Annotated in this window: 13 protein-coding genes; 9 read left to right on the forward strand and 4 right to left on the reverse strand. The window is 45.1% G+C overall.

The features are described from left to right. Window positions 1–10 precede the first annotated feature (10 nt). The 4 genes from Ga0451573_RS13710 to Ga0451573_RS13725 all read right to left on the reverse strand — a co-directional run bounded on the left by Ga0451573_RS13710 (window position 11) and on the right by Ga0451573_RS13725 (window position 7,098). Window positions 11–1,756 carry a vWA domain-containing protein gene (locus Ga0451573_RS13710; protein ID WP_231684695.1) on the reverse strand — a complete coding sequence of 582 codons (1,746 nt, stop codon included), beginning with the start codon at window positions 1,754–1,756 and terminating at the stop codon, window positions 11–13. Window positions 1,757–1,809: 53 nt separating this feature from the next. Then, window positions 1,810–3,561 carry a vWA domain-containing protein gene (locus Ga0451573_RS13715; RefSeq protein WP_231684696.1) on the reverse strand — a complete coding sequence of 584 codons (1,752 nt, stop codon included), beginning with the start codon at window positions 3,559–3,561 and terminating at the stop codon, window positions 1,810–1,812. 48 nt (window positions 3,562–3,609) lie between these two features. Then, window positions 3,610–5,364: a vWA domain-containing protein gene (locus tag Ga0451573_RS13720; protein WP_231684697.1), complete on the reverse strand. Its 1,755-nt coding sequence runs from the start codon at window positions 5,362–5,364 to the stop codon at window positions 3,610–3,612. A gap of 369 nt (window positions 5,365–5,733) precedes the next feature. Further along, window positions 5,734–7,098 (reverse strand): magnesium chelatase ATPase subunit I, encoded by a 1,365-nt coding sequence (locus Ga0451573_RS13725; RefSeq protein ID WP_231684698.1) that lies wholly within the window; start codon window positions 7,096–7,098, stop codon window positions 5,734–5,736. A gap of 426 nt (window positions 7,099–7,524) precedes the next feature. Here Ga0451573_RS13725 and Ga0451573_RS13730 point away from each other — a divergent pair, with 426 nt between their 5' ends. From Ga0451573_RS13730 to Ga0451573_RS13770, 9 genes are all read left to right on the forward strand, one after another. Next, a complete protein-coding gene (locus tag Ga0451573_RS13730; RefSeq protein ID WP_231684699.1) occupies window positions 7,525–8,004 on the forward strand; it encodes a chemotaxis protein CheX in 480 nt (159 codons plus the stop codon). Window positions 8,005–8,147: 143 nt separating this feature from the next. Then, window positions 8,148–8,918: a type III pantothenate kinase gene (locus tag Ga0451573_RS13735; RefSeq protein ID WP_231684700.1), complete on the forward strand. Its 771-nt coding sequence runs from the start codon at window positions 8,148–8,150 to the stop codon at window positions 8,916–8,918. A gap of 11 nt (window positions 8,919–8,929) precedes the next feature. Continuing rightward, the gene (gene dusB / locus Ga0451573_RS13740) at window positions 8,930–9,910 is read left to right on the forward strand and encodes a tRNA dihydrouridine synthase DusB (RefSeq protein ID WP_231684701.1); all 981 of its coding nucleotides are present in this window, start codon (window positions 8,930–8,932) and stop codon (window positions 9,908–9,910) included. A 342-nt stretch (window positions 9,911–10,252) separates the two neighbouring features. Then, a complete protein-coding gene (locus tag Ga0451573_RS13745; RefSeq protein WP_231684702.1) occupies window positions 10,253–10,783 on the forward strand; it encodes a transcriptional regulator in 531 nt (176 codons plus the stop codon). 28 nt (window positions 10,784–10,811) lie between these two features. Continuing rightward, window positions 10,812–11,729, forward strand: coding sequence for a DUF8754 domain-containing protein (locus tag Ga0451573_RS13750; RefSeq protein ID WP_231684703.1), 918 nt, complete (start codon window positions 10,812–10,814; stop codon window positions 11,727–11,729). A gap of 13 nt (window positions 11,730–11,742) precedes the next feature. Then, window positions 11,743–12,786 carry a hypothetical protein gene (locus Ga0451573_RS13755; protein ID WP_231684704.1) on the forward strand — a complete coding sequence of 348 codons (1,044 nt, stop codon included), beginning with the start codon at window positions 11,743–11,745 and terminating at the stop codon, window positions 12,784–12,786. Window positions 12,787–13,082: 296 nt separating this feature from the next. Beyond that, complete coding sequence (greA, locus tag Ga0451573_RS13760; protein WP_269438278.1) at window positions 13,083–13,559, forward strand: transcription elongation factor GreA; 477 nt, start codon at window positions 13,083–13,085, stop codon at window positions 13,557–13,559. Between the two features lie 72 nt (window positions 13,560–13,631). Further along, window positions 13,632–15,101 (forward strand): lysine--tRNA ligase, encoded by a 1,470-nt coding sequence (gene lysS / locus Ga0451573_RS13765; RefSeq protein ID WP_231684705.1) that lies wholly within the window; start codon window positions 13,632–13,634, stop codon window positions 15,099–15,101. Between the two features lie 160 nt (window positions 15,102–15,261). Beyond that, a complete protein-coding gene (locus Ga0451573_RS13770) occupies window positions 15,262–15,426 on the forward strand; it encodes a hypothetical protein (RefSeq protein ID WP_231684706.1) in 165 nt (54 codons plus the stop codon). Window positions 15,427–15,734 lie beyond the last annotated feature (308 nt).

A 15,734-nucleotide genomic window follows, 5' to 3' on the forward strand; every position in this document is an offset into this window, starting at 1 on the left:
GAAAATAATTTCAATTGTACTTATACTGCTCCCATTCCTGGGTGACCACATCTACGAGGCTGTTTTTGTCAAGCTCGTCAACAATGTAGAGATTGCCCTGACCTGTGGCAGCCAGCTCCTTCATATAATCCTCATTGGGAATAACACCGATGCAAACCAGTCTTATTTTATTTTCTGAGATAAGCTTTGCGGCCCTTAAGGCATCCTTTTGGGCATCAGTGGTCCACAGCGGAAAGTTGGGGATACCGTCTGTTATCAGGACCAGCAGTGGGTTGCGGGCCCTTTTTCGCGTTATCAGTTCAATACTTGTGACAATACCTTTCGCCAGTGGTGTCAGCCCCTGCGGTTGTAAAGTACGAAGCCCATCCTGAAGCTTTTGGTGATTCTTGGTAAAGGGGACAACTATTCTGGCGCTCATTTCCTGAAAAGAGACCACACTTACTTTTTCTTTTGAGGTCAGGAGAAAGTGTTCTGCCAGGTAAGAGACAGCCATAATCTTCTCGCCGACCATACTGCCGCTGCAGTCGATGGCAATACAAGTGTCAATAGGGGCAAAAGATTTTTTCCCGAAGACCCGGAGGTCCTTTTTTTTAACTGTCATCCGGGGCTGGCCTTCTAAAAAACTGCGAGCTGAAGCGGCAACTACCGTTTCCGGAATTGCGATATCACTGTGACCTGCCCATGAAGATACCTTTTTGTGGTCGGTCAGGTGACTTTTTCGTGATTTAAGTTCTGAATGCCTATAAGTTCGGTAATTATGCCTGACTATCTGGTGTCTGCGGATAGATTTGCGGACCTGGGCTTCAAGTTCCTTCTGGTGCTCTCTGATAAAATCCCGAATTCCTTTGCCCTCTTCGGTAAGGACGAAAGCAAAGGCGCTTTTTTTCACCATTCCTGCATTGGTTAAGTCCAACAGGGTCTGTTTAAGGTCGCCGTCACCGTGTTTCTTGGCAAAAGCACCCAAAAAAATGTTCCCGGCAGCCGAAAGTGTATCCAGAAACCTTCCGGCATCTTCAATACTTCCAAAAGCGCTTGCCAGATTCATGATAATTTGCAGCCTGTTCTGGTGTGCCCGGTACTTTTGTGCCTCTGCAGATTTGAAGCCCGGAAGGCCCAGGCCAATTCCGGGTGTAGTCTCTATTTCAATATCTTTCTTGCGGTGCACGATCTTTTCCACACGCCTGATTTCAAACCCCTGGTTGAGTATAGCCTGCTCTACTCCGTCAGCAATAAATAAAATAGAGTCATAATGACCTGACTCCATTGATATTAAAATATGGACATGGGTCTGGGGTTTTTGCTTCTTTTCCGGAATAAGTTTTACTTTAAGGCTGGAAAGTTCAAAGATATTTCCGGAACCTCCGGATGTGCTCAAAATAATACTTTTAGTTAACTTTTTGGTCAGTTCGGTGATTTCATCCCTGGACAGGTCCGCGGACTCTTCTTCAAAAAGCTTGGTAAGGTAAGTTTCCAGTCCCTGCCATACCCGGCGGGCAATATGTACTGGGTTGAGCACAGCCGGTTCATGGAAAACATCCATATGAAGCAATAGGTTATCTGAAGAATTATTTAAATAATGCCTGCCCGCATCCTGGTCGGAATAAATATGGATCTCTCCGGGAGTTTGGGGGTCATTACCATGCACTTTATGACTGATCACAGTAGTTTCTCCAAGGCGTACCCCCTGATTCTGCTTGAAATATGCTGTCAGGTAGTGTTCCAGGGTCATTCGCTGATGTCTCTCGGTGCGTTCCATGGCTCTTCCTCCTTTTGAACACCGGAAAATAATCGGAGTGGCCTGTTAGAAGGTTATTTGCTGAATTTATATTGTTCCCATTCCTGGGTGACTACATCTACAAGGCTGTCTTTATTAAGCTCATCAACAATATATAGGTTGCCCCTGCCGTTAGCTGCGAGTTTTTTCATATACTCCTCATTTGGGATGACACCGATGCAGACGAACCTGATTTTGTTTTCTGCGATTATTTCAGCAGCCTTCAGGGCATCTTTCTGGGCATCAGTGGTCCATAACGGGAAGTTGGGAATCCCATCAGTTATCAGGATAAGTAAAGGGTTGCGGGCTCTTTTTGCTTTAATGTGATCAATGCTCTCAATGATTCCTTTGGCCAGGGGAGTCAGGCCTTCCGGCTGAATAGATCTCAGACCGTCCTGGAGTTTCTGATAGTTTTTCGTAAAAGGAACCACAATTCTGGCATTCATTTCCTGGAAGGCAATAACACTGACCTTTTCCTTGGAAGTAAGGAGGAAATGTTCGGCCAGATAGGAGACTGCCCTGATTTTCTCACCAACCATACTGCCGCTGCAGTCTATCGCCAGGCAGGTGTCGATGGGCGCAAAGGATTTTTTGCCAAATACCTTGATATCTTTTTTCTTGATGGATAACCGGGGCTGACCTTCCAGAAAGCTGCGGGCGGCAGCTCGAACTACCGTTTCGGGGATGGCAATATCGCTTTGGCCTCGCCAATCTGCTATTTTCTTATGGTCGGTAAGCCGGCTTTTTTTGGACTTCAAATCGGTATTCCTGAAGGTTCGGTAATTATGCTTGACGAATTGGTGCCTGCGGATAGATTTGCGCACCTGGGCCTCCAGTTCTTTCTGGTGCTGCTGGATAAAATCCTTCAGTCCCTTGCCCTCTTCAGTGAGGACAAAGGCAAACCGGGTCTTCTTCACGATATTCGCATTGGAAAGGTCCAGCAGGGTCTGTTTCAGGTCACCATCGGTATGTTTCTTGGCAAAGGAACCAAGGAACACATTCCCTGCTGTTGTGAGTGACTCCAGGAAGCGGGAGGCGTCTTCTATACTCCCAAAAGCGCTGGCGAGATTCATAATTATCTGCATCCGGTTTTGGTGAGCCCGGTACTCCTGAGCTTCCGGTGATCTGAACCCGGGAAGGCCGAAACCTATCCCGATTCCAGGCTTGGTCTCTATATCTTTTTCACAGTGCACTATCTTTTCCACACGTCTGATTTCAAAGCCCTGGCTCATTATTGCCTGTTCTATGGCATCGGCAATAAATAGTACACTGTCATAGTGTGCCGGATTCACAGAGAAAAGGAGGTGAACGTGTGTTTCGGGCTTCCTGGCCTTTTCGGGAATCAGTTTAACTTCACGCTTGGCCAGAGCAAACACAGTTCCTTTTCCTCCCGAGGTTCTTAGAGTTATGTTTTTTACAAGCTCTCTTGACAGATCTTTTATTTTATCATCAGAATAAGCCAGCCTGTTTTCGTGTTCCTTTAACTGGGTGAAATAAGTGTCAACACCCTGCCATATCCTTCGGGCAACATATATGGGGTCCAGAGAGGCGGGTTCATGGAACACATCCATGTGCAGGGTGAGGTCACTTTCCTGATTTTTTAGGTAGAAGGTGCCTGCATCCTGGTCTGTGTAAATCATAATTTTACCGGGTGTTTTGGGGTCATTACCGTGAACGTTTTGGCTGAGAACAGTTGTTTCTCCCAGGCGCACACCCTGATTTTCAATGAAATAAGCAGTAAGGTAGTTTTCCAGGGTCAGTCGCTTGTGCCTTTCGGAACTTTCCAAGGTTCATGCCCTCCTTTGCAGGGGAGTACGGCTAACTGGTAATTGTATTTATTTTCGATATTTATATTGTTCCCATTCCCTGGTGAGAACATCCAAGAGGCTGTTTTTATTGAGTTCGTCAACAATGTAAAGATTTCCTCTGCCTGCTGCAGCCAATTGTTTCATAAAAGTCTCGTTGGGAATAACCCCAATGCAGACAAACCTTATTTTATTCTCGGCAATCATTTTGGCTGCCTTTAAGGCATCATCCTGGGCATCCATGGTCCACAGAGGGAAATTTGGAATGCCATCGGTGATAAGTACCAACAGTGGATTGCGAGCCCGTTTCATCTTTATCAGCTTAATACTCTCAACAATTCCCTTGGCAAGCGGAGTCAGTCCTTCGGGCTGAATTGACCGCAGGCCGTCCTGAAGTTTTTGATAGCTTTTGGTAAAAGGTACAACTACTTTAGCGTTCATTTCCTGAAAAGAAAGCACGCCGACCTTTTCTTTGGAAGTCAGCAGAAAGTGTTCGGCCAGGTAAGAAACTGCCTTGATTTTCTCTCCGACCATGCTTCCACTGCAGTCAATCGAAATACAAGTGTCAATAGGGGCAAAGGATTTTTTGCCAAAAATCTTGAAGTCCTTTTTCGTAACCGTCATTCGCGGCCGGCCTTCCAAAAAGCTCCGCGCAGATGCGCTGACAACGGTTTCCGCGATAGCTATATCAGTCAGCCACGAATGGTCTGTAGAATTGAGCACTTTTTTATGGTCGGTTAGGTGACTTTTGCGTGATTTTAACTCGGAATTGCGATATGTACGGTAATTGTGGCGGACTATCTGGTAACGGCGGATAGACTTTCTGACCTGGGCTTCAAGTTCCTTCTGATGTCCCCTGATAAAACTCCTCAGTTCTTGACCTTCTTCGGTTAGGACAAAGGCAAACCTTTTCTTTTGCACAATGTTGACATTGGACAGGTCTAGAAGGGTTTGTTTCAACCCGCCGTCAGTATGCTTTTTGGCAAATGAGCCCAAAAATATATTACCTGTTGTGGTAAGGGATTCAAGGAACCTGGCAGCATCCTCGATACTCCCGAAAGCGCTCGCCAGGTTCATGATAATCTGCAAACGGTTCTGGTGGCGGCGGTGTTTCAGCGCTTCGGGTATATTAAAACCCGGCAGACCAAATCCTATTCCAAAGCCTGGGCTGGGTTCGGAGTCTTTTTCACAATGGAGTATCCTTTCGACACGCCTGATTTCAAATCCGTGCTTAAGTATTGCCTGTTCTACGGCATCGGCGATAAAAACAATGCTGTCATAGTACTTGGGAGCAATGGAAAGAAGAAGGTGCACATGGGTTTCAGGTTTACCTGTCTTATCGTGCTGCTCCAGTTTACGGTTGGACAGTTCCGAGACGGTTCCTGAGCCGCCGGAGGTTCGAATAACAATGTTCTGTACCATCATTTTCGACAGTTCTTTCGTTTTCTCCTGCGTAAAAAGGGAACGGTTTTCGTTGCGGAGTTGCACAAAGTATTTATCAATGCCCTGCCAGACCCGCCGGGCTACATAAACCGGGTCTAGACAGGCCGGTTCATGGAATACATCCATGTGAAGCACTATGTCACCTTCAGGGTTCTTCAGGTAATACTGTCCAGCATCTGTATTTGTATATATACGGATTTCACCGGGAGACTTGGGGTCATTGCCGTGAACTTTGTGGCTGATAACCGTTGTTTCACCCAGCCTGACACCCTGGTTTTTTTGGAAATATGCACCCAGATAATTTTCCAGAGTCATTCTCTGGTGTCTTTCTGAAGTATCCATAGACTGACCTCCTTTCAACGTCTCAGGAATAATTCTTTATTCTCAAGGAATTTACACTGGCGCCGTTATGAGTCTTGCTGTAAATCACCGGCAACAAGGCAGGGAAGTCCCCGCATGTCCGAAGATGGCGAAGGCCGCCGGGAAGTTTTGGCTCGCCAAAACGAGAGGCGGTCATCTTATTAGAAAAACCCACTGAGCCATCGAGTTCGGGGACGCTGCCTTGTTGCCAGGGGTGGCAGCTTAGACTCATAGGCAGCAGTGCGGAAAATCGTTACAACAGCTCACCATATTCGCCAACGGTCATTTTCAAAGCTTACTTTTCGGGAAAAAAGATATAACAGGGGCCGGGATTATCCCGGCCCGGTTTGGTTATTTAAAATCACCCTCTGATTTCACCAGTTCATCAAGGTTCAGATCTGGCAGCCTTTTAGCTTTGTTTAGCGGAGATGCCTTTATCGGATCATTATCCGATTCCCCGGAATCTGCTTTGCTTTGCTTACCGGAGAATAATTGTTTGAGAGGCTGAAAAATTGATTTTCCTTCTTTGCCGGCGCTGTCGTGATCACTGTCGCTGCTCATTATGCCGTCATTGACTGCCGGTTCATACTCTGAAGAAAAAGTCTCTGGTTTCTTTTTTTTTTGCTGTGAACCAAGACTTGGTGAGGGAGTATTATCACTGGTGCTGGGCTTGGTGGAATCTGAGGAGTTCATTATCTTGGTCAGGGTTTCTGTTTCGACACGATGTTTCAGGGCAAGAGGAATTACTTTCAGGATATCGCTCACCAGAGGCTGCTGACGCCCCCTCAGGGCACAGTGCAGGAGAGCGGCATGCTGGATGGCTTCAATCGCCCGAAAACTCTCCAGATTATACTTGACATAGAGCCGGGCAATATAGTTCCGTAAAAAGTCCGGCATAGTCAGTGACTCAAATTTTCTAGCCATGGTTTCCAGTTCTTTGCGAAGACGGGAAGAATTATCGATACCTTTTTGCAGGAGATCTTTTTTACCCAGTCTCCTTAATTCGCTTTGAATCAGGATATCTGCAATGGCATCAGGGCTGGTGGTGCGGCCCATTTCAATGACCAGGTCAAACCTGTCAGACAGCTGGCGCCTGATTTCCTGGAGGGGGCCTGGCTCTTCATCAGGGTTTGAGGCGGCCCATACCGACACTTGAACAGGAAGTTCAACAAGCGGCAGCCCTGTTTCTTCAATTTGAACCCGGCCTGGTTTGGTTCCCATGGCATCAAGCAGGATATCGGTGATCTCAGGGGAGGTATCAGCCAAACGGTTAATTTCATCTATAAAGATAACTCCTCTGTGTGCCTGAGGAATTATTCCCGGCAGCAGCGCTGCTTCGGGGTTTGAAGAGTTGGTTATTTTTTGCAGGTCAATACTCCCTGCGATTGTGCCAATTTTGGCTGAATGAGATATCTCCAGAAACGGCCGCGGTACGGTTTCGGTCCCCAGTGATGCAATTTCTTCCGCTGACAGATGCCTGTGGTTGGGACAGTGTGGAGCTTCGGGATCACAATTGTACAGGCAGTCCTTGACACGGACGATAGGAGGCATAATCTGGTGTGCAGCTCTCATGATTGTTGTTTTTCCGGTACCCCTTAAACCCTCAGCATGAATATGAAGCGGGATATTCCAGAGCATTGAAATAATTCCCATCTCAACAACCTCAAATAAGGTTTCATTACCGTCATGCCGCGCTAACTCAGCATAAGATTTCATATTCTTTCCCCCCTGCCTGTAAATAGTTTGCGTAAAAACAGCTATAATGATTTTTGGAAAAATATCCTCTGAGTCATATAAGACTCGGCTAAACAAGGAAAGACGGCTTAATTTGCAGGAATGTTTATTAATTAATGATATATCTCTAATTATACTCAATAAAGTAGTCAGATTGCAACTGTTAAACGTCTGAAGTGCATTTTTTGTGACCTTTATGGGAAATAGTGAATTTGAAACGCCGGGACAGGTTAAAAACGGAAACCCCGAATGGTTGTAGTGGGGGTTTTAACAGTTTGCGGGATTCACAATTCACGGTGTTAATTAATTGCTACAGCATTGAAAAAAATTGGCATAACTTTGAATCTCAAAGAAGGGAAAACAGTAATTTTGTCGAAACTTTCACCTAATGGAGAGGAGTGAAGGAGTTTGAAGGTAGAGTTTGTCAGCCCTTTCGTTACTGCCACCATCAAAGTGTTAGAAACAGAAACCGGACGTTCGGTTCCGGTTGAGAAAGGGCAACTGACTATCGAGGCTTCTTCCCATACTTGCCAGGATGTAACTGTTTTGATTGGAGTGATTGGAGCTGTTCAGGGAATTGTGATGTATGGCATGTCCGAAAGAACAGCAAAGAATATTGTGTCTGCCTTGTTAAATGAGCGGGTAGTTGTCTTTAACGAAATGGTTGAAAGCGCTGTTGCCGAGATGGGCAATGTGATTACCGGTATTGCCAGTTCCGAACTGGAGAAAGCCGGATATTCGTCTACCCTGGCGCCTCCGACAGTTATCTCTGGCCGTGGAGTAATCATCTCAACAATAAACATAAAGAGGATTCAGATTCCACTAATTACAGAGTTCGGTGGAATTGAAGTAGGTATTGCTCTCAGGGAGAATAACAGGAAGAACTAATTTTTAAAGGGGTAACATTTGACATAAGATGAAAAGATAAAAAAGTTACTTCCCAAAACTCCTCCGGGAGTTTTCTTGATTGTAGTATAATTATGTTTGGCAGGGTGCAAATAATACTGACAAAGGGAAGAAGGTGTCATCACATGCTGATGGTTCTTGATGTTGGGAATACTAATATTGTGTTGGGTGTGTTTGAAGGAAAAAGACTGGTAAGAAACTGGCGGATTTCGACAAACAAAGACAAAACCGCTGATGAATATGGGTTACAAATAAGGATGTTTTTCGAGTATTCAGGTATTAAATGCAGTGACATGGAAGCAGTGATTATTTCTTCCGTAGTGCCCACGGTTATGTCAGCCCTTGAAAGTATGTCTGCAAATTACTTTGGAATTAAGCCTTTGGTAGTGGGACCTGGTGTCAAAACTGCAATGCCCATAAGATATGACAATCCTAAAGAGGTGGGCGCTGACCGGATAGTTAATGCTATTGCAGCTTATGAACTATATGGGGGGCCCTTGATTGTGGTTGACTTTGGCACTGCAACCACTTTTGATGCGATATCCGCCGAAGGCGCCTATCTTGGTGGTGCAATAGCTCCGGGTATTAGTATTTCTACAGAAGCGCTTTATACAAAAGCGGCCAAACTGCCCAGAATTGAATTATTAAAGCCAAAAGCAGTTATCGGGAAAAATACCGTAAGCAGTATGCAGTCCGGGATAATATACGGTTTTGTAGGGCAGGCAGATGGAATTGTCAGCCGCATGAAAAAAGAGATGGGCGGAAAAGCTTATGTTGTTGCTACCGGAGGACTTGCAGAACTTATCAGTAATGAATCAGGCTTGATTGATACCATAAATTCCAACTTGACTCTGGAGGGGCTAAGGATTATTTATGAACGTAATAAAGGGGATTAGGATGTGGAGTTGTGGGAACAGACATCAGGGTGGGAAAAGTGCAACTTGCAAATCGGGTAGTATCTGCACCCATGTCAGGGATTTCTGATAAAGCTTTTCGGCTGCTTGCCGGAGAAGCCGGCTGTGGACTTATTTGTACTGAGATGATAAGTGTTAATGCACTTGCATATGACAGTGAAAGAACAAAAACCATGTTTGACCTGACGGGTGAACGGGGACCAACAAGTGTACAGATATTTGGCAATGACCCGGAAAGAATGGTCGCTGCCGCGGAAGCTGTACAGGATGCCGGAGCAGGTATTATTGATATAAATATGGGGTGTCCAGCCCCAAAGGTTGTCAGAAACAATGAGGGCTGTGCTTTAATGAATAATCTCCCTCTGGCGGAAAAGATTATCGGGGCAGTTGTCAACGCTGTGGATATTCCGGTATCTGTGAAGATGCGGAAGGGCTGGGATGAGGAATCGGTGAATGCTGTTGAGCTGGCAAAAGCGGCAGAGGCAGTTGGGGCCTCTGCGGTAACCGTACATGGGCGTACCCGGGGTCAGTTTTATTCGGGAAAGGCCGACTGGAATATTATCAAAAGGGTAAAACAGGCGGTGAGTATTCCAGTGGTGGGCAATGGCGACGTTTTCCGACCGGGCGATGCCGCGGAGATGATGCGGCAAACGGGGTGTGATGCCATCATGATTGGCAGAGGGTCTATGGGCAATCCGTGGTTGTTCCGCCGTACTGTTCATTTCCTTGAGACCGGGCAGGACCTTCCTGAGCCCAATTTTGAGGAGAGGATAAACATGGCCCTGAAGCACCTGGGAATGGTTGTCGAGCTTAAGGGCGAGTACACGGCTGTGCGTGAGATGAGAAAACATATTGCCTGGTATCTGAAGGGCCTGAAGGATTCTTCAAGAATCCGGCAGGCAGTTAATGACACTGAGACCCTTCAGGGGCTTATTGAGGTTTTGCAGGAGTATAGAGATAGCAGCTTTTCATAAGTTAATGGCAGTTTCTTTATTTTGACCATCAATCAAGGGAGTGGCAGATATGTTCCGGAACGACGAGTCTGACAGCAGCTTGTCGGCGATCCGCGCATGCGGGAGCCGGTAACAAGCTGAGTTGTCGGGGGTCCGTCATAGAGGAATATATCTGCCACTCCTATGATTTTCATGCTAAAAAAGAATCTACCATTAACTTATGGGGTGCCTTATTATTTGAATAAGTTCAGCCTACTTGTATATGGTGGATTATTTTGTTAGAATGGTTTCGTCATGTACACAGTTTTGTGCACATAAATTTTCCGAAAAATGGTTAAAATAGTATCAACAAGGAGTAGAGGTATGGACCTACTAAGAATTGGCGGCAAGATTTTAAGCCGCAGGAAGATATCCAAAGCAATTGACCTAATCCTGGAGCTGCGAGGGTCGGGAGTTGCCCAGCAGAAAGTTGCTGATCAATTGGGAATTGACCGCACCTTTATATCCAGACTGGAGACCCTTGGTGAGGTGCGTAAAGGGAACAGAATAGCGGTTATTGGGTTTCCCATTAAAAATAAAGATGAAATTTTAAACCTGTTGCACAGGGAAGGTATAGAATTTACTTTAATCATGACTGAACATGAACGATGGGAGTTTGTTAAAAAGGATGATGGGATAGACCTTCTGAATAAAATCCTTGATTTGATTGCTGAAGCGCGGTCGTTTGATGTGGTTATAGTAATTGGTTCAAATCGGCGCATTGAGACAATTGAGGCGATTTTCGATCAGGAAGTAGTGAGTCTGGAAATTGGAGAGTCACCCATAAAAGAGGATAAATATGTTGCCCCGGAAGAATTGTTGAAAATATTGCAGGCTGTGAAGAAAAAACTCTGAGTGTCAGCAAAAAAGGAGGCTATTTGTTTTGAAACGGGTTATGAGTGTCAGTTTGGGGTCTTCAGTTCGGGACCATGCAGTAGAAACCGAGATTATGGGGCAGAGGCTTCTTATAGAACGGATAGGGACAAATGGTGATATTGAAAAAGCCATTGAACTTATCCGAAAATATGATGGGCAGGTTGATGCCTTCGGACTTGGCGGAATTGACCTGTATATTTATGCCGGAGATAAACGGTACACATTCAGAGATGCTAAAAGGATTGCCCTTGCTGCAAGAAAGTCGCCGATAGTTGATGGCAGTGGTTTGAAAAACACCCTCGAGCGGAAGGTAATAGCGTACTTACAAAACGAATTGGGAATGGTATTCGCAAACAAAAAGGTGTTAATGGTATGTGCAGTTGACCGCTTTGGCATGGCAGAAAGCCTTGCTGCAGCCGGGGCGGATATGACTTTTGGTGACCTGATATTTGCTTTGGGGCTTCCTGTTAGTATTTCATCAATTACTTCACTGCAGATGGTGGCAAAAATAGTTGCACCGATTATTGTAAAACTTCCTTTTAAACTACTTTATCCGACGGGTGGCAAACAAGAGCACCAGACTCCCAAATATGGCAGTTACTATGAACGGGCTGATATCATAGCCGGGGATTTTCATTTTATCAAAAGGTATATGCCTGAAAATTTGTCCGGCAAGTGTATTATTACGAATACTGTAACCCAAAGAGACATACAATTGTTGAGAGATAGGGAAATCGGGCAATTGATCACAACAACTCCGGAATTCAATGGAAGATCTTTTGGCACAAACGTTATGGAAGGAGTGCTGGTTGCATTATCAGGTAAAAACCCTGACATAATGGTGCCTGAAGATTATTCCTGCCTGCTTGAAGCTGTTGGGTTCAGACCCAGAGTACTTAATTTTAGAGAAGAGATGGCCGGTTAGGGGGAATACCTTGGTGAAAAGGTTTGCCTTTATTAACCATCCTATTAATACAAATGAGTTGAAGATGAATTACCCGGCTGCCAGGTGTTTCCCTGATTTTCTGTTAAAACAGATACTCAAGTGCAGCCCTCCATTTAAGTCGCCGGAACTTACCCTTAGGTTGGATGAGATTGACTGTAAGGGCTGGAGCGTTACATGTCCCTTAACAGAGACGCAAATCCTAGGTTCGTCTGATAAACTGGTGCAAAAAAGAATTTTTAAAGCTTTAAGGGCAGCTCAAAAGCTGGGAGCTGAAGTAATCGGGCTAGGAGGGTGTATTCCTGCTGCGCTGGGGTCTAAAGAAATAATTATGGCAGAGCGCCCTGAAATCAAATTGACGTTCGGGCATAACTACAGTATTTTGGCTGCAGTTGAAGGGGTGAAGCTGGCAGCTATTACCAGGGGTTACGATATGGATCAGGTGACCGCTGCGGTGTTGGGAGCCACTGGCCGTACCGGGAGTGTTTGTGCAGCCATTCTGGCCCGGGAAGTAAAAAATCTGATATTAACAGGCGATAATAAAGTAAAGCTTCATCAGATGACCAATAATATTCTTTACGATACCGGCTTACCTGTTAAAACAGTCACCAGTGCTAAGCGGGCTTTGAATTTAGCTGACATTGTTTTTGTAGATGTTTCTTCGTCAGGAAGCGAAATCAGGTCAGAAGACTTTAAAAAAGGTGCGGTTGTGTGTTTTGTTAAAGGTGCAGGAATATCTATTCGGGATTTGATTATACTAAGGTCGCTGCAGGATATTGCTATGTGTGGAAATGACCTCAAGATTATTGATGGGGGACTTGTGGAAGTGCCCGGAGTTCCCGGGTTTGCCTCAGAACAGCAACTGCCTTCCGGAATGGTATATCCATGGATGGCGGAAACGTTAATCCTGACCCTGGAGAAAAACCGTAGCCGCACGGCAGTTGATGATTCAACCACTATGGGAAAAATTGATGCTTTGAAAGTGAAGGCCAGAAGTTATGGTTTTAGGGTGGCCGGTTACTCGGAAGTCGCGGGATAACTGCTGCGAAACTGCCGCCGTTGTTTAGGTTAGGGAATAGCTGCATATAGAAGGTATACCGGATTATTTACTTTGCTGATAGTTTTGGTGTGATTTCCTTGACAACGATGAGTAATCTCTTTATAATATTTCCCAAGAGAAATGCTTGCTGTAGACATCAGTTTTCTGCAGTAATGCTGTTAGTGTCAAGTGGTTACTTGGCACTCTTTTAGTGCTTTTAGGCGCAAAATCGACAGTGTACTGCATTACCGGGAAAGGCCGGGATCCCGGCCTAAATTTTAAAGGGGAGCGAGATAATGAGTGAAAAAGAAGTAATACTTACTCTTGAAGGCCTCAAAAAACTGGAAGAAGAATTGGAACATCATAAATCTGTGAAGAGAAGAGTGGTTGCCGAGAGGATTAAAGAAGCCATCGGGTTTGGCGATATAAGTGAAAACTCTGAGTATGAAGATGCAAAAAACGAACAGGCCATGATCGAGGGCAGAATTCTGACATTGGAAAAGATGCTCCGTAATGCAAAGGTAATTGATGAGGGGGACATTCATACAGACGTAGTTTCAGTTGGTTCCACCGTGGTTATCAAGGACCTTGAAGTTGGAGACGAGATAGATTATACTATTGTTGGGTCGGCTGAAGCCGATCCGGCAAACAACAAGATTTCCAACGAATCACCTGTTGGGAAAGCCATACTTGGCAAAAAAAATGGCAGTATTGTTGAGGTTTCAGTTCCGGCCGGGAAACTTCAGTATCAAATTATGAATATCAAAAAGTAACAAAAGTAAAAGTAACAAAAGTCAAGTCCGGAACCCATTGTTGGATTCCGGGCTTTTTTGGAGGTTAGAAAGATGACTCAGGAACTGGATTTAAATGAAATGTTGCTGGTTCGCCGTAAAAAGTTGGACGAGCTCAGGGAAAAGGGAATAGATCCCTTTGGGGCAAAGTTTTTAGCCAGTCACAAAGCTGCGGAGGTCATGGAGCATTTTGACGTACTGGAGGATACTCCTGTTGTCGTAGCAGGCCGGATAATGGCGAAAAGAAATATGGGTAAGGCGACATTTGCCCATATTCAGGATGTTTCCGGACAGATTCAGATATATGTCCGGGTAAATGAGGTTGGTGAGGAAACTTATGACCTGTTTACTCATTTTGATATTGGTGATATCGTCGGTGTCTCCGGAAAGGTGTTTAAAACGCGGAAGGGTGAAATATCCGTATGGGCCGATCGAATAACACTGCTTTCAAAATCATTGCGCCCGCTGCCGGAAAAATGGCATGGCCTAAAAGATGTTGAATTGAGATACCGGCAGAGGTATGTTGACTTAATCGTAAATCCAGAGGTCAAAGATGTGTTTATTACGCGCAGCCGGATTATCAAGGCCATCAGAAATTATTTGGATAACAAAGGGTTTCTGGAAGTTGAGACTCCGATGATGCACCCTATTCCCGGAGGGGCGGCTGCAAGACCTTTTATTACGCATCACAATACCCTTGATATGGACCTGTACTTAAGAATTGCTCCGGAGCTTTATTTGAAGAGGCTGCTGGTTGGCGGTTTGGAGCGTGTTTATGAAATTAACCGTAACTTTAGGAATGAGGGTATTTCTACAAAGCATAACCCGGAGTTTACAATGCTCGAATTATATCAGGCCTATGCTGACTATAATGATATGATGGACCTGACAGAAGAATTGATTGCCACGGCAGCCAAAGAAGTTTTGGGGACCTCAATGGTGGAATATGAGGGGCGGCAAATAGATTTGACTCCACCGTGGTCTAGGATTCCCATGCTTGATGCAATAAAACAATACACAGGTCTTGATTTTCTTCAGGCACCGGATGATGCCAGGGCTGCTAAGGCTGCCCGGGAGCTGGGCCTGGAAATAGAAGAGGGCGTAAGCAGAGGGACCATTATTAATGAAGTTTTTGAAGCTTTTGTAGAACCCAAGTTAATTCAGCCTACATTTATAACAGACTATCCAATTGAGATATCCCCTCTGGCAAAAAGGAAAAAAGAAGATCCCAGATATACAGATCGGTTTGAATTATTTATCTATGCCCGTGAGATGGCAAATGCATTTTCGGAGCTAAATGACCCTATTGACCAGGAGCAGCGTTTCAGGCAGCAGGTTGAGCAGAGGGCATCGGGTAATGATGAGGCACACCGCATGGATGAGGATTATATTAACGCCTTGGAGTATGGAATGCCCCCGGCCGGCGGCCTTGGTATAGGGATAGACCGGCTAATCATGCTGCTTACAAATTCCTTATCAATCAGGGATGTTCTGTTGTTCCCCCAGATGAAACGACGGGATTAAATCTTCTTATTATATAATACTTGTATATAATACTTGTATATACTACTTGATTATGAAAACACACAAAAAGGCCGTCCCTACTATTGTAGATAGGGAGGGGTCTTTTGTTTTTCACAAGTTAGCCGCAATAGTCTTTGTCAAACGTCGCAGCAGCCGGCATGTGAGCACTGAGAAATTAATAGCCAACAGTTATAAAGGCTATTATATTGTGGATGCGCCTTTTGGTGTTTTTAAGAAGTCTATTGATAGAAATGTCCTGCAAAAAGTTGACACCGTCGTCGGCTGTGCCAGGCTTGACAAACTCTATTTGTCTGTGGTACAATGAAATTCCAAAAGCGCGCAGAGCGCTTTTTAACAGTTGCAGAGATTACCAGTTGACCTGAGAGGGTTGAACATGGTAAGATGTAAATCCGGGCTTGAGAGAGCAACGGAGAGCTTCGAAAAAACAGCAGAGATTACCAGTTGACTCGAGAGGGTGGACATGGTAAGATGTAAATCCGGGCTTGAGAGAGCCGCGTAGAGCTTCGAAAAAACAGCAGAGGTTACCAGTTGACTTGAGAGGGTCAAGTGTGGTAAGATAAAGTTCCGCGGCAGAGATGCCGCAGGAACAACCGATGGTCTTTGAAAACTGAA

The sequence above is a fragment of the Phosphitispora fastidiosa genome (genome assembly GCF_019008365.1).
Lineage (GTDB): Bacteria > Bacillota > Thermincolia > Thermincolales > UBA2595 > Phosphitispora > Phosphitispora fastidiosa.